This is a genomic window from Kitasatospora sp. NPDC032121, assembly GCF_055580145.1.
The window spans coordinates 445825-467075 of sequence record NZ_JBVILX010000004.1 but is presented as its reverse complement, the minus strand read 5'-3'; the positions used below and the strand labels follow the sequence as shown (position 1 = coordinate 467075).

Sequence of the window (21251 nt, the reverse complement as noted above, 5' to 3'; positions counted from 1 at the left end):
GGCCCTCCGCCCGGCAGCGTTGCCGGACCACGACCTCCGTGGTGCTCAGCCGGCCGTGCGACCGGGCGGAGTACAGAAGTAGAAGGTCCCCTGCCGAAACCCTCCGGCAGGGGACCTTTCTCGTTCCGGGGCCGGCCGACCGGGAGCGGTCGGCCGGCCCCGGCCGGTCAGTCGGTCTTGATGCTCTCCAGGATGTCCAGCTTGGACGCCCGGCGGGCCGGCCAGATCGCGGCCACCAGACCGACCACCCCGGCCAGCGCCAGGAACATCGCCAGCTGGCCGTACGGCAGGACCGTGGTCAGACCGGAGAGGCTGGACTTCAGGGTGCCGTTGACCGCCCAGGCGATGAAGCAGCCGAGCAGCAGGCCGATGCCGGCGCCGAACAGCGAGATCACCACGGACTCCAGACGGACCATCCGCTTGATGCCGCCGCGGTCCAGGCCGATCGCCCGCAGCATCCCGATCTCGCGCTTGCGCTCGAAGACCGACATGGCCAGCGTGTTGACCACGCCCAGGATCGCGATCAGGACCGCCATCCCCAGCAGGCCGTACATCAGGTTCAGCGCGAAGGTGATGGTCTGGCTGAACTCGTCCCGGACGTCCTGCCTGGACTTCACCTCGATCACCGGGTTGGCGCCGGTGGCGTCCTTGAGGGCCTGCTTGAGGCTGTCGGTGGCGCCGTCCTTGCCCTTGACCAGGACCTCGGAGATGTACGGCTTCGGCTCGTGCTTGGCGACCTCGCTGTTGGCCAGCAGCGTCCGGCCGAGCACGCCGGCGTTCTCGTACACGCCGCCGATGGTGAGCTGCCCGGTGGACTCGTCAGGGAAGGTCACGTTCATGACCGAGCCGGTGGTGGCGTTCAGCTTCTTGGCCGTGTCCTCGCTGACCAGCAGCTGCCCCTTGGCGAGGTTGGCGGTGGAGCCGGCGGTCAGCTTGACGTCGGTGAGCTGGTCGAGGTTGGCCGCGTCCACGCCGTTGATCGTCGTGCCGGTGCCGTTGAGGTCCCAGTAGGAGGTCGTCAGCGCCGAGGAGGCGGCCACTCCGGGCGCCTTGGCGATCTGCGCGGGCACCTGCTCGGACAGGCTCATGTTGTTGGCGGCCCCGATGATGTAGTCGGCCTTCATCGCGCTGGTGACGGCCCGGTCGACGGTGTCGCTGACCGAGGCGCCGATCACGGTGAGCCCGGTGACCAGGGTCAGACCGATGGTCAGCGCGGCGGCGGTGGCCGCGGTGCGGCGCGGGTTGCGCACCGCGTTCTGCTGGGCGAGCTTGCCCGGGGTGCCGCCGAGACCGCGCAGCAGCGGGCCGACCAGCGCGACCACCGGACGGGAGAGCAGCGGCAGCAGGACGAACACGCCGATCAGGGCCAGGAAGGCGCCGGCGCCGACCGGCAGCCGGCCGCTGTCGTCGCCGGTGGAGGCGCCGAAGCCGATCAGGGCGAGGCCGCCGCCGGCGAGCACCGAGCCGATCGTGTTGCGGACCACCAGGCTCTTCTGGGAGACCGGCTGGTCGCCGCTGCTCATCGCGGCCACCGGGGCGATCCGGGAGGCGCGCATGGCGGGCAGCAGGGCCGACAGGACCGTCACCAGGACGCCGACCACGATCGTCACCACGACGGTGAGCGGCTTGATCACCAGCGAGCCGTTCGGCATGTTCTCGTTCAGCGAGCCGATCAGCGACTGCATCCCGGCGCCGATCCCGACGCCGGCCAGCAGGCCGGCCGCGGCGGAGGCGGTGCCGATCAGCAGGGCCTCGATCAGCACGGACCGGGTGACCTGCTTGCGGCTGGCGCCGATGGCGCGCAGCAGGGCCAGCTCCTTGGTGCGCTGGGCGACCAGCATGGTGAAGGTGTTGGCGATGATGAAGATGCCGACGAAGAGCGAGATGAAGGCGAAGACCAGGAGCATGGTGCGCATGCTGCTGGTGGCCTCGGTGATCATCTTCTGCTCGTCGGCGTTGAGCTTGGCGCCGGTCTCGACGTCGAACTGGTGGCCGGACGGCACCTTGGGCTGGGCCTCGGCGAGCAGCGCGTCCTGGCTGGTGCCGGGCTTGGCGGTGAGCACGACGCTGCTGTAGCGGCCCGGCTCCAGCAGGGTCTGCTGGGCGGTGGCCTTGTCGAAGAGGGTGAGCGTGCCGCCGGTGTTCACCACCGGGTCGTCGGTGGTGAAGACGCCGGTGAGCTTCGCCTCGACGACCGGGCCGTTGGCGGCGACCCGGACGGTGTCGCCGACCTTGTAGCCCGCCTTGTCGGCCGTCCTGCGGTCGAGCGCGACCTCCTTGGCGGTCTTCGGGCCCTGGCCCTCGACCATCGGGTAGCGCGGGTCCTTGCCGTCCTGGCCGGGGGCGAAGTTGGCGCCCTTGGCGGCCCAGACCTGGCCGATCAGGTTGCCCTTCTTGTCGGCGACGCCGGTGAAGCCGCTGACCACGCCGCGGGCGTTGGCGGTGCCCGGCAGGGCGGCCAGCTGCTGGACGGTGGCGTCGGTGAGGGTGGCCGAGCCGCCCTCGCTCTTCTGCCGGGCGGAGGCGTGGGAGCCCGCCGCGCGGTCCACCACCTGGACCGAGACGTCCGAGTAGCTCTTGGAGTTGCTGTCCCGCATGGCCTTGCCGAAGGTGTCGGAGAAGACCATGGTGCCGGCCACGAAGGCGGTGCCGAGCATGACGGCCAGCGCCGTCATCAGCAGTCGGCCCTTGTGGGCCAGCACGTTGCGCAGTGCGGTGCGATACATGGGGTGTCCTGGGAAGAATCGGTGAGCGGGCTACGGCTGCCGGTGTGTCAGCTGGTGCGGCCCTTGGCGTCGAAGCGGCGCATGCGGTCCAGGACGGTGTCGGCGGTGGGGTGGTGGAGCTCGTCGACGATGCGGCCGTCGGCCAGGAAGACGACGCGGTCGGCGTAGGAGGCGGCGACCGGGTCGTGGGTGACCATGACGACGGTCTGGCCGAGCTCGCGCACCGAGTTGCGCAGGAAGGAGAGGATCTCGGCGCCGGAGCGGGAGTCGAGGTTGCCGGTGGGCTCGTCGGCGAAGATGATGTCGGGCTTGCCGGCGAGGGCGCGGGCACAGGCGACGCGCTGCTGCTGGCCGCCGGAGAGCTGGGAGGGCCGGTGGCTGAGGCGGCCGGAGAGGCCGACGGTGTCGACGACGCGGTCGAGCCAGGCCTTGTCGACCTTGCGGCCGGCGATGTCCATCGGGAGGGTGATGTTCTCCAGGGCGGTCAGCGTGGGGAGCAGGTTGAAGGCCTGGAAGATGAAGCCGATGTGGTCCCGGCGCAGCTGGGTGAGCTGCTTGTCCTTGAGGCCGACGAGTTCGGTGTCGCCGATGGTGGAGGAGCCGGAGGTGACGGTGTCCAGGCCGGCCATGCAGTGCATGAGGGTGGACTTGCCGGAGCCGGAGGGGCCCATGATCGCGGTGAACTCGCCCTGGGGGAAGACGACGCTGACGTTGTCGAGGGCGACGACGCGGGTCTCCCCCTCCCCGTAGACCTTGTTCAGACCGGTGGCTCGGGCGGCCGCCAGGCCGGTGTGGACGGCGGTTGCGGTCGGCGTGGTCACGGGGGCTCCTTGTGCTCGTCGTACTCGTGGACTTGTACCTCCATGTTCCGCGACGTGATCATGGTTTTGCGTCGCTCCGCCGGACGGTTGGCCCTACCACCGCTGGGCGTACGGGAGGGGTTGGCCCCTCCTCCTGCGGTATGACGTGGACCCTGATGCGGAACGGATGGCCGGAACGGATATCCTTCGTGGCCGAATCCCGGACAGATCGTCAGATGGCAGGGAAACATGACAACTTCCGGGGCTGGGAACATGCGAAAGGGTGAGTCGGGAGACTAGGCTCAGGGTGGTTTCGCAGACGCCCGGATGGTGGAACGCAGACACGGGCAGCTTAAAACTGCTTGGCCGCGAGGCCGTGCCGGTTCGAGTCCGGCTCCGGGCACCGATCACTCGGCGGGGGCGCGACGGCGTCCCCGCCGGTCATTGTTCACGGATCCTCCTCGCGGCGTATCCCGGAATTTTTGCCAAGCCATTACCCTTGTACGGGGCGGTGCAGTGCCGCCACGGAGGGAATGAGCAATGAGAAGCAGCAACCCGGTCTTCTCGCGGGAGGGGTCCTTCACCCGCGACGCCGGCTACGCAGGGTTCGGCAACACCGCACAGGCCGGGAGCCCGTACGGAAACAACCCCTACGCGGGGACGCCCTACGCCCAGCAGCCGCAGGGTCAGGCCCCGATGACCGACGAACAGCTCTACGCGCTGTACAACGGTCCGTCGGCCGGGCCGGCCGCCACCGGGCGGATGACGCTGGACGACGTGGTCGCCCGCACCGCCATGACGCTGCTGACGATGGTCGTCGCCGGCGCGGTGGCCTGGTTCGCGCTGCCGTTCGAGAACTACGGCTTCGCGATCGCCGTCAGCCTGGTGGCCCTGGTCGTCGGCCTGGTGGCCTCCTTCAAGCGCAGCGTCAGCCCGCCGCTGATCCTGACGTACGCGGCGCTCCAGGGCTTCTTCCTGGGTGCTTGGTCGCACGTCTTCAACACCATGCTGAACGGCATCGTGATCCAGGCGGTGCTGGGCACGGCGGCGGTCTTCGCGGCCATGCTGTTCGCCTACAAGAGCGGCAGGATCCGGGTCACCGCCCGCTACCAGCGGATCGGCATCTCGATCGCCCTCGGCTTCGTGCTGCTGATGCTGGTCAACGTGATCGCGATGGCCTTCGGCGCCGACATGGGGCTGCGCTCCGGCCCGCTGGGCATCGTGGTCGGCCTGATCGGCATCGGCCTGGGCGCCTTCTTCCTGTCACTGGACTTCGCGGCGGTCGAGGAGGCCATCGCCCAGGGCGCCCCGCAGCGTGAGTCGTGGCGGGCCGCCTTCGGGCTGACCCTCTCGCTGGTCTGGATCTACATGGAGATGCTGCGCCTGATCGCGATCCTGCGCGGCGACGACTGACGGTCCCTCCCGCCGTGAACCACTGCCGCCGGGCCCCGGAGCGACTCGCTCCGGGGCCCGGCGGCTTTCTGGCCTAGGCTCCTGTCCATGCATGACGTAGAGCCCCTGGACGTGGATCCCCTGGTCGAAGCCGTCGACGAACTGGCGGATCGTTTCCGCTCGCTGCCGCAGAGCAAGCTGCTGGGCGCCGTGCCCGGGCACGCCTCGCGGGCGGCGGCCGCGCTGGAGCTGGCGCGGCGGCTGGCCGGGCTGGCCGCGGCGGCGGAGGGCGGCCCGCAGCGGGACTTCCCGGACGCCGGGGCCTTCGCGGCGGGGGACCAGCTGGCCGTCGCCGGGCACGACCTGGCGACCGCGCTGGCGGCGCTGCCGGAGGGCGCGCGGGTGGCGCTGCCGGACGGGCCGGCGGCGGCCGAGGTGCTGGCCGCGGCCGTGGACGCCGTGCGGGAGACGGCGGCGCTCTGCGGCTGAGTCCCCGGGAGCGCGCACAGGCCGAAGGCCGGCCGGGTCGGTAACCCCGTGACCCGGCCGGCCTTCGGCCTGTCTGCTGCGCGCTGGTGTGCTGGTGTGCTGGTGTGCTGGTGAGCCGCCGTCAGATGCTGGCGACCACCCGGTCGGCGAGCACGTAGACGGCCTCCTCGTCGGTGGAGAAGGTCAGCGAGTACGAGCCGGAGAAGCGCGAGCCGCCGAGCAGCCGGACGTGCTCGCCGGCGCGGACCGCGTCGATCAGCCGGTAGGCGGCCTCCCGGTCGCCCGGGGCCACGCAGAGGGTGGTGCCGTCGGCGAAGGCGTAGACGTCCAGGGTGCCCAGCGGGCCCGGGCGGACGTCGATCAGGGCGACCGCCTCCTCGGCGAGGGTGGCCAGCCGGCTGTCGGTCCACTCCCGGGACGGCGCCTGGCTGGGCACGAAGTCGGGGTGCGAGGGGTGGCGGCGCGGGTCGGGCATGGCGACCGGGGCCTCCTCGACGGCCGGGTCGGCGTCCAGCAGCCCGGCCTCCAGGCCGGTGGCCAGCAGGTCGGCCTCGCGGCGGGCCCGGGCGTCCTTGGTCTCGCCGACCGGGTGGCCGGGGCGCAGCGGCACGCCGCCCTCGGTGCCGGGCTCGGCGGGGGCGGTGCCGCCGCCCTCGTTGATCAGGTCCTCCAGCGCGGAGCGCAGCGCCTCGCCGAACTCCGGGTCCATCGTCCCGGCGTTGTCGACGGCGTCCTGCGGGCCGGTGGGGCGGGGGAAGAAGAGCGGCCACTCGTCGGTGCCGGAGAACGCGCCGGAGAACGGCGAGTCGAACAGCGGCGCGTCCTCGGCCGCGCGGGCCTCCTGCTCGGCCCAGAACGCCCGGGCCTCGGTGATCTCCCGCTCACGGTCGGCGGCGAGCGCCTCGGTGACGGCCCGGCGTATCGCGGCCTCGTCCACCGGGGCGGCCGCGGTCGGGGCCGCGGCCTGCGCGTCCAGTCGGCGGGAGAGTCCGCGGAGGTGGAGCAGCACGGCGGTCGACACGGTGATCAGGATCAGTAGCAGGATGGTGTAGACGGCGCTCACGGAACGTACTCCTAGCGAGGAGCGGAACGGGGTTACGTGTCCACACTGCCGCATGCGGGGCTGTTACCGCAGTGGCGAATGTCCAATTCGTCCAGGACTTTCGCTCTTGTCCCCAAATTGTTAGGTAACACCGTTCTACGCAGTGGAGTTGATCCGCTCCGCAGTGTCGATTTCCGGGCGGAAAACGAAAGAAATGAGGGCCGGATCGACCTCGCGGTGTGATCCGGCCCTCAATTACGCTGCGTCACTCCAAATGGGTGGTCCAGACCCTTCGGAGGGTGTCCGGGAGGTCAGCTGAGGCGCTCGATGACCATCGCCATGCCCTGGCCGCCGCCGACGCACATGGTCTCCAGGCCGAACTGCTTGTCGTGCCACTGCAGCGAGTTGATCAGGGTGGTGGTGATCCGGGCGCCGGTCATGCCGAAGGGGTGGCCGACCGCGATCGCGCCGCCGTTGACGTTCAGCTTGTCCAGGTCGACGCCGAGGTCGCGGTAGGAGGGGATCACCTGGGCCGCGAAGGCCTCGTTGATCTCGACCAGGTCGATGTCGTCGATGGTCAGGCCGGCCCGCTTGAGCGCCTGCTTGGAGGCCTCGACCGGGCCGTAGCCCATGATCTCGGGGGAGAGCGCGCTGACGCCGGTGGAGACCACCCGGGCGAGCGGGGTGATGCCGAGCTCGCGGGCCTTGGTGTCGGACATGATGACCAGCGCGGCCGCACCGTCGTTCAGCGGGCAGCAGTTACCGGCGGTCACGGTGCCGTCGGGGCGGAACACCGGCTTCAGGCCGGCCACGCCCTCCAGGGTGACGCCGGCGCGCGGGCCGTCGTCCGTGCTGACCACGGTGCCGTCCGGGAGCGTCACCGGGGTGATCTCGCGCTCCCAGAAGCCGGCCTTGATGGCGGCCTCGGCGAGGTTCTGCGAGCGGACGCCGAACTCGTCCTGCTCGGCGCGGGTGATGCCCTTGAGCGCGGCCAGGTTCTCGGCGGTCTGGCCCATCGCGATGTAGGCGTCCGGCAGCAGCCCGTCCTCACGCGGGTCGTGCCACTCGCCGCCGCCCTCCTCGGCCCGCTTCTTGGTGCGCGCCTGGGCCTCGTCGAAGATCGGGTTCATGGTGCCGGGCAGGCCGTCCGAGGTGCCGTTCACGCTGCGCGAGACGGTCTCCACGCCGGCCGAGACGAAGACGTCGCCCTCGCCGGCCTTGATCGCGTGCAGCGCCATCCGCGTGGTCTGGAGCGAGGAGGAGCAGTAGCGGGTGATGGTGGCGCCGGGCAGGTAGTCCATGCCCATCTGGACGGCCACGATGCGGGCCAGGTTGTGGCCCTGCTCGCCGCCGGGCAGGCCGCAGCCCAGCATCAGGTCGTCGATCTCGCGCGGGTCGAGCTGGGGCACCTTGGCCAGGGCGGCCTGGATGATGTGGGCGGTCAGGTCGTCCGGGCGGACGTCCTTGAGCGAGCCCTTGAAGGCCCGGCCGATCGGCGAACGGGCGGCGCTGACGATGACGGCTTCGGGCATGACGGGCTCCTCGCTTGGTGACGGCGGACCTGACGTCCGGGAGGAAAGTTACCGCCTGGTAGATCAGGCGTCACCCGTACCAGCGTGTGAGCTGGCCGACGTGTTCCCGGGGGTCGTACCGGCCTCCTTCCCGCCCTCCGGGCCGGGCGGGCCGATCCGCAGCCGGTGCCTCAACTGGGCCCAGCGGCGGCCCGCGCCCTCCGCCGGTACGGCCGCCACCTCGGTGCCCTCCCGGTCGGCCGCCGCGGCCGCCGCGACCGCGACCGGCAGCACCGAGGTGCCCGGGACGGCCGCGGCCGGGCGCTCCTCCTCGGGCCAGAGTCCGAGCGTGGCGCAGACCGAGGGCAGCAACGCCATCGCGGCGGTCGCGTAGCCCTGGGCCGAGGGGTGGTAGCGGTCGGCGGCGAACATCTCCGGGCGCGCGGCGAACTCCGGGCCCAGCAGCGAGCCCAGCGAGACCGTCCGACCGCCCGCCTCCACCACCGCGATGGTCTGCGCGGCGGCCAGCTGCCGGCTCAGCCGGCGGGCCACCCAGCGCAGCGGCGGCCGCACCGGCTTGATCGTCCCGAGGTCGGGGCAGGTGCCCACGACCACCTCGCAGCCGTTGGCGTGCAGGGCGGCGACGGCCTCGCCGAGCTGGCGGACGGCCAGTTGGGCCGGGCTGTGCCGGGTCACGTCGTTGGCGCCGACCATGATCACGGCGACGTCAGGGTGGTGCGGCAGCGCCTGCTCCAGCTGGCCGGAGAGGTCGGCGGAGCGGCCGCCGGAGCGGGCCACGTTGACCAGCCGCACCGGGCGCTCGGCCACCGAGGCGAGGCCGGCGGCGAGCAGGGCGCCCGGGGTCTCGCCGGAGCGGGCCACGCCCAGGCCGGCGCCGGTGGAGTCGCCGAGGACGGCCAGCACGAGCGGGGCCTGGGGGCCGACGGTGCGGTCGGCGAAGGCGTCCCCGTAGACGCCGTCGGCCCTGGGCGGTTGGGTCTCCAGGACGCCGATGGCCTGGATGGCGAGCTTGCTCTCGGTCAGCAGCAGGCCGACCAGGCCCACCCCGAGCAGGCCGAGACCGCCGCCGCCGTAGGCCGCCGCGGTGGCGATCCGACGGGCCACCCGGGCCCGCGAGTCCCGTGCCCCTGGCATCCGGTGCCCCCTTCACGTGCTCCTGCCGGCCCCCCACGGAGGCACGGCTGCCTGCACAGCGCTCTTACCCGCGCGGGGGGCGGGATTACCCGGGGCGCCGACGGGGGTGGGCCATTGGGGGAGGTGTGAAAGAGGGGAGCCGAGGGACTGGTGCCACGCCCTAGGCTTTGCAGTACCGAAAAGCAGTCGCACGCCCACAGACCGGGAGGACCCCCGTGCGGTACCACAACTCGATCATCGACCTGGTCGGCAACACGCCGCTGGTCAAGCTGAACAAGGTCACCGAGGGCATCAGCGCGACAGTGCTGGCGAAGGTCGAGTACTTCAACCCCGGCGGCTCGGTCAAGGACCGCATCGCGATGCGCATGATCGAGGCCGCCGAGGCCTCGGGCGCCCTCAAGCCCGGCGGCACCATCGTCGAGCCGACCTCCGGCAACACCGGCGTCGGCCTGGCGATCGTGGCCCAGCAGAAGGGCTACAAGTGCATCTTCGTCTGTCCGGACAAGGTCTCGACCGACAAGATCAACACCCTGCGCGCGTACGGCGCCGAGGTGGTCGTCTGCCCGACCGCCGTCGCCCCGGAGCACCCGGACTCCTACTACAACGTCTCCGACCGCCTGGTCCGGGAGACCCCGAACGCCTGGAAGCCGGACCAGTACTCCAACCCGGACAACCCGGCCTCGCACTACCACTCCACCGGCCCGGAGCTGTGGGAGCAGACCGAGGGCAAGATCACCCACTTCGTGGCGGGCGTCGGCACCGGCGGCACCATCTCCGGCACCGGCAACTACCTGAAGGAGGCCTCCGGCGGCAAGGTCAAGGTGATCGGCGCCGACCCGGAGGGCTCGGTCTACTCGGGCGGCACCGGCCGGCCGTACCTGGTCGAGGGCGTCGGTGAGGACTTCTGGCCGACCGCCTACGACCGCAACGTCGCGGACGAGATCGTCGCCGTCTCCGACAAGGACTCGTTCCAGATGACCCGCCGCCTGGCCAAGGAGGAGGGCCTGCTGGTCGGCGGCTCCTGCGGGATGGCCGTGGTGGCCGCGCTGGAGGTCGCCAAGGACCTCGGGCCGGACGACGTCGTGGTGGTGCTGCTGCCGGACGGCGGCCGCGGCTACCTGTCGAAGATCTTCAACGACGACTGGATGGCCGACTACGGCTTCCTGCCCTCGTCCACCGACGAGGCGCACATCGGCGAGGTGCTGGCCCGCAAGGAGTCCATGGAGCAGGGCGGCGTCCCGCAGTTCGTCCACATGCACCCGAACGAGACGGTCTCCGAGGCGGTCCGGGTGCTGCGCGAGTACGGCGTCTCGCAGATGCCGGTGGTCTCCCCGGGCGCCGGGCACCCGGACATCATGGCCGGCGAGGTGATCGGCTCGGTGGTGGAGAAGCTGCTGCTGGAGGGCATCTTCGCCAAGGAGATCGAGCTCACCGACACGCTGGACAAGGTGATGTCCAAGCCGCTGCCGGTGGTCGGCTCGGGCGAGACCGTCACCAACCTGATGACCGTGCTGGAGAAGGCCGACGCGGCCGTCGTGCTGGTCGAGGGCAAGCCGCAGGGCATCGTCACCCGCCAGGACCTGCTGGGCTTCCTGACCGGTCGCGGCCAGCACTGACCCGGCGTCACCGCCGGCCGTCGTCCGCTGCCCCGTCGCTCGCCGACCGCTGCCCCGCCGCCGTCCGTCGCCGATGCTCCGTCACCGCCGTCCCGCCGTGGACGGATGCGGAGGATTCGTCCACGGGAGAAGTGGTACACCGGCGTCACCTGCCCGCAGCACGTGGTTAACAAGGCTCGGGCATCGTGGTGGTCAACGGCAGGACGCCGAGTGAGGCGACGGCAACCGTCCGGGAGCGGCTCCCCGGCGACCGCGGTCGGCTCCGGACACACCGGGCGAGCCTGACCCGGCCGCTGTGTCCTCCGCCGTGGGAGGCGCCGTCGTCCCGCCCCTGCCCGGCCCCGGCCGGCTGACAGGGTGCGGCGGCTCCCGCGGCAGCACCGCGCCGCACGGCGCGTGTCCCCGTGGCTCCCGGGTGGGGGAGCCCCGGCGGGGAACGGTGGGGCCGGTCCTTCTCCGAGGGACCGGCCCCTTCCGTTCGCGCCGTTCGCGCCGGGCGCGCGGGATGTGCTCCGGGCGGCCGCCCGCGCACCACGCCGGGCGCGGTCGTCCCGTACGCTCGCACGCATGACCAGCACTGAAACGACCGACCAGGACACCCCGCGCTACGTCCGGGTCAAGATCGAGCTCATCGCGGAGATCACCGACGAGGGCGCGCTCAAGGCGGCCGCCCTGGAGGCGGTCACCGCGGACGAGTACCTCGACGACGAGGAGCGCGCCCAGTCCGTCGAGGCCATCGAGGTGGACCCGTCGGGTTCGCTCGCCCACTTCATCGACCCGGTCGCGCTGCTCGGCGACGTGCCCGGCGTGGAGCTCGCCTCGGCGACCTGGGAGTCGGCGCAGACCGAGTTCGACCCGGACAGCGAGGAGTGGGACGAGTACCAGGTGGACGAGTCCGCCGAGTAGGACGAAGCCGTCGGGTGACGGCGCCCGCCGCCACCGCACGTGAACGCCCGGTCCGCCTCGCGGGCCGGGCGTTTCGTCCCTGTTCATCGGGAAGTTGGGTCATCTCATACGATCGCTTACCCTTCGGTGTTGGAACCGTGAACGGGTGGATTGCGTTTCTGTATCCGTAATGCCCGGGATGATCAGCAGGGAGACGCGACGTGACGGCACGGGAAGGTCAGGGGCGGGCGGCCGGAAGCGGCTGGAGCCGGCGCGGGGTCCTCGCGGGACTGATCGGCGCGCCCGTACTGCTGCTGGCGGCCTGCAACGACAACAGCGCCAGCGGTAGCAGCGGTGGCAGCGGCTCCGGCGGCTCGGGCGGTTCGGGCGGCACCCCGAGCGGCGCGAGCAGCAGCGCCCCCAAGACCTCGGCCGCGGTCATCACCGTCACCCCGGCCGACGGCGCCGCCTCCGCGAGCTTCAGCGAGCCGGTCAAGGTCACCGTCGCCAACGGCACCCTGAGCAGCGTCAAGGTCACCGACACCACCGGCAAGGAGCTGGCTGGCCAGCTCTCCGCAGACGGCACCGGCTGGACCTCGGCCACCGCCCCCGCCAGCGGTACCAAGTACACCGTCGCCGCCACCGCCTTCGACAAGGACAAGCTGGAGGCGGACTCCAACGCCGTCTTCACCACGGCGACCCCGGCCAACACCTTCGTCGGCTACTTCACCCCCGAGGACGGCTCGACGGTCGGCGTCGGCATGCCGGTCTCGATCAACTTCAGCAAGCCGATCACCGACCGCAAGAGCGTCCAGCAGGCGATCACGGTCATAGCCGAGCCGGGCGTCGAGATCGTCGGTCACTGGTTCTCCAGCACCCGGCTCGACTTCCGGCCCCAGGAGTACTGGGCCAAGGGCACCAAGGTCACCCTCAAGCTCAGGCTCAAGGACGTCGAGGGCGCCAAGGGCGTCTACGGCACCCAGTCCAAGGACGTCAGCTTCACCATCGGCCGCGCCCAGACCAGCGTCGCCGACCTCGCCACCAAGAAGCTCACCGTCACCACCGACGGCCAGGTCAGCGCGGTCTACAAGATCTCCGGCGGCTCGCCCGAGCACACCACCTGGGGCGGCAAGATGGTGATCTCCGAGCAGTACACCCAGACCCGGATGAACTCGCAGACCGTCAACCTGGGCAGCGAGTACGACATCGCGGACGTGCCGCACGCCCAGCGCCTCAGCACCTCGGGCACCTTCATCCACGGCAACTACTGGTCCTCGCCGTCGATCTTCGGCAGCCAGAACACCAGCCACGGCTGCATCGGCCTCCAGGACACCAAGGGCGCCCAGGACAGCGGCGCCGACGGCTTCAAGTTCTACAAGTCCTCGATGGTCGGCGACGTGGTCGAGGTCGTGAACTCCGGCGACAAGACGGTCGCCCCGGACAACGGCCTGAACGGCTGGAACATGAGCTGGTCCGCCTGGAAGGCCGGCAGCGCCGTCTGACCCCGCCGGACCCCGGTACGAACGACTCCCCGGGCGGGACCGGACCTCACGGTCCACCCGGGGAGCGGGACGGGCGCGAAACGGCGGTGCCCGGTGCCGCTCAGGGCTTCGCGTAGTCCGCGAAGCCCTGCCAGTCGACGATCACACAGGCCTCCGGGCCCACCGTCCAGGCGTCGTGCCCGGGCGGGCAGAGCATGAAGTCGCCGGGGCCCACCTCGCACTCCCGGCCGTCGTCCATGACGATCTTCATCCGGCCGGAGACCACGTACCCGGCGTGGGCGGCCTGGCAGCTGTCGGTCTTGGCGATCGGCTTGACGTGCTTGGACCACTGCCAACCCGGCTCGAACACGGCCCGGCCCACCGGGCCGCCGTCCAGGTTGACCAGCCGCAGCTCCCCCGTGCCCTCCTCGAAGGGGCGGACTTCCTCGGGATCGTCGAAGTTCCGTCGGTAGGGACCGGACATGGCGCACTCCTCTGCCGTGCGGCCGGCCCGGCCACCAGAGGGTGGCCGGACCGGCCCCGCCTGCCCTTCCAGTCTGCGCCCGGATCAGGGACCGGTCACTTTGAGTGGCCGCTCCCGGGAGGGGGAGGGTCAGCCCTGGGTGCGGGCCACGCCGATCGGGCAGGAGGCGCCGGTACCGCCCAGGCCGCAGTAGCCGTTGGGGTTCTTGGCCTCCGACAGGTACTGCTGGTGGTACGGCTCGGCCGGGAAGAACGGGCCGGCCGGGGCGATCTCGGTGGTGATCGGACCGTAACCGAGCGCGGTCAGCGACGGCTGGAAGGCGTCCCGGGTGGCCGCGGCGGCCTCGGCCTGGGCGGGGGAGTGGGTGTAGACGGCGGAGCGGTACTGGGTGCCGACGTCGTTGCCCTGGCGGTTGCCCTGGGTCGGGTCGTGGGCCTCCCAGAACGTCTTCAGCAGGCGCTCGTAGGAGATCACGGCCGGGTCGTACACCACCCGGACCGCCTCGGTGTGCCCGGTCAGCCCGCTGCACACCTCCTCGTACGTCGGGTTGGGGGTGTGGCCGCCCTGATAGCCGACCAGCGTCGTCCAGACGCCGGGCAGCCGCCAGAAGGTGCGTTCGGCGCCCCAGAAACAGCCCAGCCCGAAGTCGGCCACCTCCAGGCCCTGCGGGTACGGGCCGGGCAGCGGGTGCCCGAGCACGGTGTGCGGCTCGGTGAGGGTGAAGGCCGGGGAGGGCCGGCCGGGCAGCGCCTGGTCGGCGGGGACGAGCGAGGTCTTGTGGCGGTTGAACAGCACGGCCTGCTCCAGCGGGTCGGGGAACCTGGCTCAGTGTGCAACGCGCACGGCCGCCCCCGGATTCCGGGAGCGGCCGTACGGGCCGTTCGGGCCCGCTGCGCGGAGGCCCAGAGGCCGGGGGCCTCGCGCACCCGCGGTTCCGGCCCGCCGCGCACCCAGTCCCACCTGCGGGTTCGCCCCGCTTCCCGGTTCGGGCGGGCGTGACGGCATTCGCCCATTAGGCTCGGACCCATGACCGAGCACCAGCTTCCTCAGGGCTTCGAGACTCTCGCCATCCACGCGGGTCAGGAAGCAGACCCCCAGACCGGGGCCGTCGTCACGCCGATCTACCAGGTGTCCACCTACAAGCAGGACGGGGTGGGCGGCCTGCGAGGCGGCTACGAGTACAGCCGCAGCGCCAACCCGACCCGCACCGCGCTGGAGGAGTGCCTCGCGGCACTGGAGGGCGGCGCTCGCGGCCTCGCCTTCGCCTCCGGCCTGGCCGCCGAGGACACCCTGCTGCGCACCATCCTCAAGCCGGGCGACCACATCGTGATCCCCAACGACGCCTACGGCGGCACCTTCCGGCTGTTCGCCAAGGTGCTGACCCGCTGGGGCGTCGAGTTCTCCGTGGCCAACACCCAGGACCTGGCCACCGTCCGCGAGGCGCTGCGCCCCAACACCCGCGCGGTGTGGGTGGAGACCCCGTCCAACCCGCTGCTGGGCATCACCGACCTGGCCGCGCTCGCCGAGATCGCGCACGGCGCCGGCGCGCTGCTGGTGGTCGACAACACCTTCGCCAGCCCGTACCTCCAGCAGCCGATCTCGCTCGGCGCGGACGCGGTCGTGCACTCCACCACCAAGTACATGGGCGGCCACTCCGACGTGGTCGGCGGTGCGCTGGTGCTGGCCGACGCGGCCCTCGGCGAGGAGGTCGCGTACCACCAGAACGCGATGGGCGCCGTCTCCGGCCCGTTCGACGCCTGGCTGGTGCTGCGCGGCATCAAGACGCTGGGCGTCCGGATGGACCGGCACAGCGCCAACGCCGAGAAGGTCGCCGAGCTGCTGGCGAGCCACCCGAAGGTCAGCCAGGTGCTCTACCCGGGCCTGCCCGAGCACCCCGGCCACGACATCGCGGCCAAGCAGATGAAGGCCTTCGGCGGCATGGTCTCGTTCCGGGTCGCCGGCGGCGAGGAGGCGGCCGTCGAGGTCTGCAACCGCGCGCAGCTGTTCACCCTCGGTGAGTCGCTCGGCGGCGTCGAGTCGCTGATCGAGCACCCGGGCCGGATGACCCACGCCTCGGCGGCGGGCTCGCCGCTGGAGGTGCCGTCCGACCTGGTGCGCGTCTCGGTCGGCATCGAGTCGATCGACGACCTGCTGGCCGACCTCAAGCAGGCGCTGGGCTGAGCCCGTACGGGGCCGCGGCCCCTCACTGCCCCTGCTGGTCCGCCGTGTACGACTCCATCGCGAGGTTGAAGCGGGCCAGCAGGGCGCAGAACACGCGCTGCTCCTCCGGCGGCCAGCCGTCCACCAGGCGGCGCGTCAACTCGGCCCGGCCGTCGCGGACTTCGGCGAGCCGGTCGAGGCCGCGTGAGGTCAGCGCGAGCCGTACGGCCCGGCGGTCGGCCGGGTCCTGCACCCGGCCGACCAGCCCGGCCGCGACCAGCGGGGCGACCTGGCGGGTCACCGTGGAGGAGTCCACCCCCAGCGACTCGGCCAGCGCCTTGACGTTGGCCGGCCCGTGCCGCTGCAGCCGGTCGAGCAGCAGGTAGGCGGCCCGGTCCAGGGCCCCGACCCCGCCGCCGGAGGTCCGGACCTGTTCCATGCGGCGGGCGAACACCGCCAGCTGGTACTGGAGTTGGGTGTGCACGGGGTCGGTGCGGTCGGTGGCCTGGGGCGAGGTCGTCGTCATCGCGGCTCACGATCGTCGTGCGGTGAGGAAGGCTCAGGAGCAGCAGGGTACGCGGGCCGGGCGGGCCCGGGAACAGGCCCGGCATTCCGGATCACCGTCGCCCGCGCCCGTAGTCTGGCGCCATGCACACCTGGCCGATCACCCTCGACGACGTCCGCGGCGCCCAGAAGATGCTCGCCGGGGTAGCCCGGGTGACCCCGATGGAGGGCAGCCGGCACCTCTCCGGGCTGATCGGCGCGCCGGTCCACCTGAAGTGCGAGAACCTCCAGCGCACCGGGTCCTTCAAGCTGCGCGGGGCGTACGTGCGGATCGCGGGACTCTCGCCGGTGCAGCGGGCCGGCGGGGTGGTGGCGGCGAGCGCCGGGAACCACGCCCAGGGCGTGGCGCTGGCGGCCTCGCTGCTCGGCGTGCGCTCCACGGTGTTCATGCCGGTCGCGGCGCCGCTGCCGAAGGTCGCGGCCACCCGCGACTACGGCGCCGACGTGCGGCTGCACGGCGCCACCGTGGACGAGGCCCTGCGGGCGGCGCAGCAGTACGCGGACACGACCGGCGCGGTGTTCATCCACCCCTTCGACCACTGGGACGTGGTCACCGGCCAGGCGACCGTCGGGCTGGAGATCCTGGAGCAGTGCCCGGAGGTGCGGACCATCCTGGTCGGGGTGGGCGGCGGCGGGCTGCTCGCCGGGATCGCGGCGGCGGTCAAGCCGCTGCGGCCGGACGTGCGGGTCATCGGGGTGCAGGCGGCCGGCGCGGCCGCGTACCCGCCCTCGCTGGCGGCGGGGCGGCCGGTGTCGCTGGAGCACTTCGCCACCATGGCGGACGGGATCATGGTCGGGCGCCCCGGCGACATCCCCTTCGAGGTGGTCAACACGCTGGCCGACGGCATCCGGACGGTCTCCGAGGACGCGCTGTCGCGGGCGCTGCTGCTCGGACTGGAGCGGTTGAAGCTGGTGGTCGAGCCGGCCGGGGCGGCCCCGATCGCGGCGCTGCTGGAGCGGCCGGACTCCTTCGAGGGTCCGGTGGTGGCGGTGCTGTCCGGCGGCAACATCGACCCGCAGCTGATGCAGCGGGTGCTGCGGCACGGGCTGGCGGCGGCCGGCCGCTACCTGTCGCTGCGGGTGCGGCTGGCGGACAAGCCGGGTGCGCTGGCGGACCTGCTGGCCGTGCTGACCAGGGTGGACGCCAACGTGCTGGACGTGGCGCACGTGCGGATCGACCCGCGGCTGGGGCTGACCGAGGTCGAGGTGGACCTGCACCTGGAGACCAAGGGGCCGGAGCACTGCGCGCTGGTGGTCGGGGAGCTGCGGGACGCGGGGTACGTGGTCTCGGGCTGAGCTCCGTGCCGGACTCCGTGCCGCACTTCGGCCGGGCTCCGTCCCGCTCGCCGTTCCGCGCCCGGTCCTGGGCTCCGTCCCTTGACGCGATATATCGCGTACTGGAAGACTCGCGATACATCGCGTTCGAGTCCCACGGGTCGAGAATCGGGTCGCCCGTGTGCCCGGAAACGGAGCAGAGTGGGACAGATCGCCCCATACGTCCGAGGAGATGAGGCAAGGCCATGGCGCCAGCCATCCAAGCCGAGAACCTGGTGAAGACCTTCGGCGACGTACGAGCCCTGGACGGGGTCAGCCTCGACGTCCCCGAGGGCACGGTGCTCGGGCTGCTCGGCCCCAACGGCGCCGGGAAGACCACCACCGTGCGGGTCCTCACCACCCTGCTCCGCCCCGACTCCGGCCACGCGGTGGTCGCCGGGGTCGACGTGCTCAAGCACCCCAACCGGGTCCGCAGCCTGATCGGCCTGTCCGGCCAGTACGCGGCGGTCGACGAGTACCTGACCGGCTTCGAGAACCTCACCATGGTCGGCGAGCTCTACCAGATGAGCAACCGCGCCGCGAAGGCCCGCGCGCTGGAGCTGCTGGAGTGGTTCAACCTCACCGAGGCCAAGGACCGCACCGCCAAGACCTACTCGGGCGGCATGCGCCGACGCCTGGACCTCGCCGCCGCGCTGGTCGTCCGGCCGCCGGTGATGTTCCTGGACGAGCCGACCACCGGTCTCGACCCGCGCAACCGGCTCGCGCTCTGGGAGGTCATCGAGACGCTGGTCGAGCAGGGCACCACGCTGCTGCTCACCACCCAGTACCTGGAGGAGGCCGACCGGCTCGCCCACGACATCGCGGTGGTCGACCAGGGCCGGGTGATCGCCCGTGGCACCGCCGACCAGCTCAAGGCGCAGATCGGCGGCGAGCGGATCGAGGTCGTGGTGCACCGGCCCGGCCTGGTCGGCGACGCCGTCGCCGCGCTGTCCGGCTACGCGCTGAGCGAGCCGACGGTGGAGAGGAACACCCGCAGGATCACGGTGCCGATCAGCGGCGGCGCCCGGGTGCTCGCCGACGCGATCCGCGAACTGGACTCCCGCGGGATCGAGATCGACGACATCGGGCTGCGCCGCCCGACCCTGGACGACGTCTTCCTCACCCTCACCGGCCACGTCGCCGAGGAGCGGTCCGAGGAGGAGGGCGGCGCCGACCGCAAGGCGCCCGGCCGGGGCCAGGGCGGCCAGGGCGGCCCGGGTGGGCCGGGCGGGCCGGAGCCGGACAAGCAGGCCGTCGCGGCCGGGAAGGAGAGCTGAGATGAGCACCGCCACCGAGCACGCCATCGGCCCGGCGATGCCCAGGCAGCGCCGGGGGATCGCCGCCGCCCTGCACGACTCCTGGGTGGTCGCCAAGCGCAACCTGCGCAGGATGACCCGCATCCCGGAGATCGTGGTCTTCGGGCTGATGCAGCCGGTCATGTTCGTGCTGCTGTTCTCGTACGTGATGGGCGGGGCGATCAAGATCCCCGGCACCGACTCCAGCTCGGACACGTACATCCAGTTCCTGATGGCCGGCATCTTCGCCCAGACCGTCACCTTCGCCGTCGCCGGCGCCTCGGCGGGCATCGCGGAGGACATGAGCAAGGGGCTGGTGGACCGGTTCCGCTCGCTGCCGATGGCCCGGTCCGCGGTGCTGGTCGGCCGCACCCTGGCGGACCTGTGCCAGACCGCGTTCATCCTGGTGGTGCTGGGGATGGTCGCGCTGCTGGTCGGCTGGCGGATCCACGACGGCCTGCTCAACGCGCTCGCCGCCTTCGGCCTGCTGCTCCTTCTCGGCTACGCCTTCTCCTGGATCGGCGCGCTGATCGGCCTGTCGGTGCGCAGCCCCGAGGCGGCCACCTCGGCCGGGCTGATCTGGCTGTTCCCGCTGACCTTCGTGTCCAACGCCTTCGTGCCGGTCACCTCGATGCCGGGCTGGCTCCAGGGGATCGCGTACTGGAACCCGTTCAGCGCCACCGTGCAGGCCTGCCGGGTGCTGTTCGGCAACCAGGTCGGGCCGGTGGACAGCGCCTGGCCGATGCAGCACGCGGCGCTGGTGTCGGTGCTGTGGTCGGTCGTGATCACCGCGGTGTTCTCCTGGCTGGCGGTGCGCAAGTACCGCTCCTCCAGCGCCTGACCGGGCGCCGCCCGGAACGCCGCGCCCGGAACGCCGGAGGGCGGCCGCGGAAGTGCTGGACTTCCGCGGCCGCCCTCGGGTCGTGTGCGGCCGGATCAGCCGGCGTGCGGCACGACCTTGACGATCTTCACCATGGCCGGCTTGCCGTTCGGCAGCTCGTAGGTGGCCTCGTCGCCGATCCGCTTGCCGTCGATGGCGCGGCCCAGCGGGGACTGCGGCGAGTAGACGTCCAGGTCGTCGGCGCCCGCGACCTCGCGGGAGGCCAGCAGGAACTCCATCAGGTCGTCCTCGTCGCCGTCGAAGGCGACCGTGACGACCATGCCCGGGGCCACCACGCCCGAGTCGGCCGGGGCCTCGCCGACCTTGGCGCGCTCCAGCAGCTGGGTCAGCTGGCGGATGCGCAGCTCGTACTTGCCCTGCTCCTCCTTCGCCGCGTGGTAGCCGGCGTTCTCCTTGAGGTCCCCCTCCTCGCGCGCCGCCTCGATCTTCTGGGCGATCTCGATGCGCCAGGGCCCGGTCAGGTGGTCCAGCTCGGCCTTGAGCTGGTCGTAGCCGGCCTGAGTGAGCCAGGTCACGTTCTCACTGGTCTGGGTCACGGGTGCTCCTCGTAGGTGCTGGGGCTGTGCTGAGGGTGTGAGTCGTCAGCAGGGGTCGGTGGTGATATCGGTCTCAACTACAAAGCAACGCCCGCTCCCGTACCATCCGGTGCGGAAGGGGCGAAACCACGAGCCTAACAACTCCTGCTGACAAGCGGGAGGGGCGTTCACGCGTCGTTGACGGTGGCGCTGCGCCGCGGTGTGCGGCAACGGAGTGCGGGACCCTCTACGGATGCCCGCTCCCCGGATCGGATATGCGTGCCGCCGGAGGCGGGTGCGCCGCCCGGGGCGCACTGTCCGGCCCGGGCGCGGCGCCCGGTGGGGGCGCGCTGCCCGGCGGGACCACTACTTGGCCGGGGTGCAGCCCAGCAGCTCGGCGGTGGTGCCGCGCGAGGTGGTGCGCAGGGTGACCACCGCGTCGTAGCTGGAACCGGCCGCCGGGACCGGGAAGTCGGCCACCCCGACCACCCCGTGGTCGTCGCCCTGCGAGCGCACGGTGCAGGTGCCGGCCTGCCCGTCGCCCTTGCGTACGGTGAGGTGCAGCTGGACCTCGGAGTCGGAGAGCACCTGGAAGGTCGGCACCGAGCCGTTGATCTTCGACTCGCGCAGCATGTAGGAGCCGCCCAGCCAGGCGATCAGGCCCAGGCCGAGCACGCCGCAGACCGCGCCGATCACCTTCAGGCGGCGGTCCGAGTCGCGGTCGCCGCCGCGGCCGTATCGCCCCTCGGGCAGACCGGTGGCGGTGGTGTCTGCACTCATCGGACTCCGTCCTCTCCTGGGGGAGGGGCCGCGCGGGTGGTGCGGGGGAATGCGACGCTCCTCCAGTCCGTCACTATAGGAGGGGCACGCCCGCGGCCGGTCCGGCGGGGGCAGGGCTCGGCCGCGCCGGCGACGTTCCGC

General features: G+C 71.9%; 19 protein-coding genes and 1 tRNA gene. 10 read left to right on the top strand and 10 right to left on the bottom strand.

The genetic code is table 11. The features are described 5' to 3' along the window. Positions 1-167 precede the first annotated feature (167 nt). Complete coding sequence (locus tag ACZ5OX_RS16025) at positions 168-2726, bottom strand: ABC transporter permease (RefSeq protein ID WP_465630369.1); 2559 nt, start codon at positions 2724-2726, stop codon at positions 168-170. 47 nt (positions 2727-2773) lie between these two features. Beyond that, positions 2774-3547 (bottom strand): ABC transporter ATP-binding protein, encoded by a 774-nt coding sequence (locus tag ACZ5OX_RS16020; protein ID WP_465630368.1) that lies wholly within the window; start codon positions 3545-3547, stop codon positions 2774-2776. A 300-nt stretch (positions 3548-3847) separates the two neighbouring features. Between ACZ5OX_RS16020 and ACZ5OX_RS16015 the strand changes: the two genes are divergently transcribed. The 3 genes from ACZ5OX_RS16015 to ACZ5OX_RS16005 all read left to right on the top strand — a co-directional run bounded on the left by ACZ5OX_RS16015 (position 3848) and on the right by ACZ5OX_RS16005 (position 5407). Then, positions 3848-3929, top strand: a tRNA-Leu gene (locus ACZ5OX_RS16015). A 137-nt stretch (positions 3930-4066) separates the two neighbouring features. Further along, a complete protein-coding gene (locus tag ACZ5OX_RS16010; protein ID WP_465630367.1) occupies positions 4067-4939 on the top strand; it encodes a Bax inhibitor-1/YccA family protein in 873 nt (290 codons plus the stop codon). An 87-nt stretch (positions 4940-5026) separates the two neighbouring features. Beyond that, positions 5027-5407 carry a hypothetical protein gene (locus ACZ5OX_RS16005; protein ID WP_465630366.1) on the top strand — a complete coding sequence of 127 codons (381 nt, stop codon included), beginning with the start codon at positions 5027-5029 and terminating at the stop codon, positions 5405-5407. 121 nt (positions 5408-5528) lie between these two features. On the opposite strand, the gene ACZ5OX_RS16000 is transcribed toward ACZ5OX_RS16005, so the two are convergent. From ACZ5OX_RS16000 to ACZ5OX_RS15990, 3 genes are all read right to left on the bottom strand, one after another. Next, positions 5529-6470: a hypothetical protein gene (locus ACZ5OX_RS16000; RefSeq protein ID WP_465630365.1), complete on the bottom strand. Its 942-nt coding sequence runs from the start codon at positions 6468-6470 to the stop codon at positions 5529-5531. A gap of 290 nt (positions 6471-6760) precedes the next feature. Further along, positions 6761-7981, bottom strand: coding sequence for an acetyl-CoA C-acetyltransferase (locus ACZ5OX_RS15995; RefSeq protein ID WP_392873885.1), 1221 nt, complete (start codon positions 7979-7981; stop codon positions 6761-6763). 63 nt (positions 7982-8044) lie between these two features. Beyond that, positions 8045-9115: an SGNH/GDSL hydrolase family protein gene (locus ACZ5OX_RS15990; protein WP_449791187.1), complete on the bottom strand. Its 1071-nt coding sequence runs from the start codon at positions 9113-9115 to the stop codon at positions 8045-8047. Positions 9116-9330: 215 nt separating this feature from the next. On the opposite strand from ACZ5OX_RS15990, the gene ACZ5OX_RS15985 reads away from it, so the two are divergent. The 3 genes from ACZ5OX_RS15985 to ACZ5OX_RS15975 all read left to right on the top strand — a co-directional run bounded on the left by ACZ5OX_RS15985 (position 9331) and on the right by ACZ5OX_RS15975 (position 13118). Next, complete coding sequence (locus tag ACZ5OX_RS15985; RefSeq protein ID WP_465630364.1) at positions 9331-10731, top strand: cystathionine beta-synthase; 1401 nt, start codon at positions 9331-9333, stop codon at positions 10729-10731. Between the two features lie 567 nt (positions 10732-11298). After that, positions 11299-11637 carry a hypothetical protein gene (locus ACZ5OX_RS15980; RefSeq protein WP_392873876.1) on the top strand — a complete coding sequence of 113 codons (339 nt, stop codon included), beginning with the start codon at positions 11299-11301 and terminating at the stop codon, positions 11635-11637. 200 nt (positions 11638-11837) lie between these two features. After that, positions 11838-13118, top strand: a complete 1281-nt coding sequence (locus ACZ5OX_RS15975) for a L,D-transpeptidase (protein WP_465630363.1) — start codon at positions 11838-11840, stop codon at positions 13116-13118. Between the two features lie 100 nt (positions 13119-13218). Here the strand turns inward: ACZ5OX_RS15975 and ACZ5OX_RS15970 are convergent, their stop codons facing one another. After that, positions 13219-13581 carry a cupin domain-containing protein gene (locus tag ACZ5OX_RS15970; RefSeq protein WP_449791183.1) on the bottom strand — a complete coding sequence of 121 codons (363 nt, stop codon included), beginning with the start codon at positions 13579-13581 and terminating at the stop codon, positions 13219-13221. A 129-nt stretch (positions 13582-13710) separates the two neighbouring features. Continuing rightward, entirely contained in the window at positions 13711-14376 is a 666-nt protein-coding gene (gene msrA / locus ACZ5OX_RS15965) for a peptide-methionine (S)-S-oxide reductase MsrA (protein WP_392874271.1), read from the bottom strand. Positions 14377-14607: 231 nt separating this feature from the next. Here msrA and ACZ5OX_RS15960 point away from each other — a divergent pair, with 231 nt between their 5' ends. After that, positions 14608-15762 carry a cystathionine gamma-synthase gene (locus ACZ5OX_RS15960; protein ID WP_316526555.1) on the top strand — a complete coding sequence of 385 codons (1155 nt, stop codon included), beginning with the start codon at positions 14608-14610 and terminating at the stop codon, positions 15760-15762. Positions 15763-15784: 22 nt separating this feature from the next. Here ACZ5OX_RS15960 and ACZ5OX_RS15955 read toward each other — a convergent pair whose 3' ends face one another. Beyond that, on the bottom strand, positions 15785-16267 hold the full coding sequence (locus tag ACZ5OX_RS15955; RefSeq protein WP_392873867.1) for a MarR family winged helix-turn-helix transcriptional regulator: 483 nt from the start codon (positions 16265-16267) through the stop codon (positions 15785-15787). 122 nt (positions 16268-16389) lie between these two features. Between ACZ5OX_RS15955 and ilvA the strand changes: the two genes are divergently transcribed. The 3 genes from ilvA to ACZ5OX_RS15940 all read left to right on the top strand — a co-directional run bounded on the left by ilvA (position 16390) and on the right by ACZ5OX_RS15940 (position 19755). Further along, entirely contained in the window at positions 16390-17601 is a 1212-nt protein-coding gene (gene ilvA / locus ACZ5OX_RS15950) for a threonine ammonia-lyase (RefSeq protein ID WP_465630362.1), read from the top strand. A 224-nt stretch (positions 17602-17825) separates the two neighbouring features. Next, positions 17826-18896, top strand: a complete 1071-nt coding sequence (locus ACZ5OX_RS15945) for an ATP-binding cassette domain-containing protein (RefSeq protein WP_465630361.1) — start codon at positions 17826-17828, stop codon at positions 18894-18896. A 1-nt stretch (position 18897) separates the two neighbouring features. Continuing rightward, on the top strand, positions 18898-19755 hold the full coding sequence (locus ACZ5OX_RS15940; protein WP_465630360.1) for an ABC transporter permease: 858 nt from the start codon (positions 18898-18900) through the stop codon (positions 19753-19755). Positions 19756-19850: 95 nt separating this feature from the next. Here the strand turns inward: ACZ5OX_RS15940 and greA are convergent, their stop codons facing one another. Next, entirely contained in the window at positions 19851-20351 is a 501-nt protein-coding gene (gene greA, locus ACZ5OX_RS15935) for a transcription elongation factor GreA (protein ID WP_316526550.1), read from the bottom strand. Between the two features lie 345 nt (positions 20352-20696). Next, positions 20697-21110 carry a DUF4307 domain-containing protein gene (locus ACZ5OX_RS15930; RefSeq protein ID WP_465630359.1) on the bottom strand — a complete coding sequence of 138 codons (414 nt, stop codon included), beginning with the start codon at positions 21108-21110 and terminating at the stop codon, positions 20697-20699. Between the last annotated feature and the right edge of the window lie 141 nt (positions 21111-21251).

Coding starts and splice junctions, on each gene's coding strand:
- ACZ5OX_RS15960 (WP_316526555.1), top strand. CDS start 14,608: ATGACCGAGCACCAGCTTCCTCAGGGCTTCGAGACTCTCGCCATCCAC.
- ACZ5OX_RS15990 (WP_449791187.1), bottom strand. CDS start 9,115: ATGCCAGGGGCACGGGACTCGCGGGCCCGGGTGGCCCGTCGGATCGCC.
- ACZ5OX_RS15980 (WP_392873876.1), top strand. CDS start 11,299: ATGACCAGCACTGAAACGACCGACCAGGACACCCCGCGCTACGTCCGG.
- ACZ5OX_RS15930 (WP_465630359.1), bottom strand. CDS start 21,110: ATGAGTGCAGACACCACCGCCACCGGTCTGCCCGAGGGGCGATACGGC.
- ACZ5OX_RS15995 (WP_392873885.1), bottom strand. CDS start 7,981: ATGCCCGAAGCCGTCATCGTCAGCGCCGCCCGTTCGCCGATCGGCCGG.
- ACZ5OX_RS16010 (WP_465630367.1), top strand. CDS start 4,067: ATGAGAAGCAGCAACCCGGTCTTCTCGCGGGAGGGGTCCTTCACCCGC.
- ACZ5OX_RS15970 (WP_449791183.1), bottom strand. CDS start 13,581: ATGTCCGGTCCCTACCGACGGAACTTCGACGATCCCGAGGAAGTCCGC.
- ilvA (WP_465630362.1), top strand. CDS start 16,390: ATGCACACCTGGCCGATCACCCTCGACGACGTCCGCGGCGCCCAGAAG.
- ACZ5OX_RS15945 (WP_465630361.1), top strand. CDS start 17,826: ATGGCGCCAGCCATCCAAGCCGAGAACCTGGTGAAGACCTTCGGCGAC.
- ACZ5OX_RS16025 (WP_465630369.1), bottom strand. CDS start 2,726: ATGTATCGCACCGCACTGCGCAACGTGCTGGCCCACAAGGGCCGACTG.
- ACZ5OX_RS16005 (WP_465630366.1), top strand. CDS start 5,027: ATGCATGACGTAGAGCCCCTGGACGTGGATCCCCTGGTCGAAGCCGTC.
- ACZ5OX_RS15940 (WP_465630360.1), top strand. CDS start 18,898: ATGAGCACCGCCACCGAGCACGCCATCGGCCCGGCGATGCCCAGGCAG.
- ACZ5OX_RS15955 (WP_392873867.1), bottom strand. CDS start 16,267: ATGACGACGACCTCGCCCCAGGCCACCGACCGCACCGACCCCGTGCAC.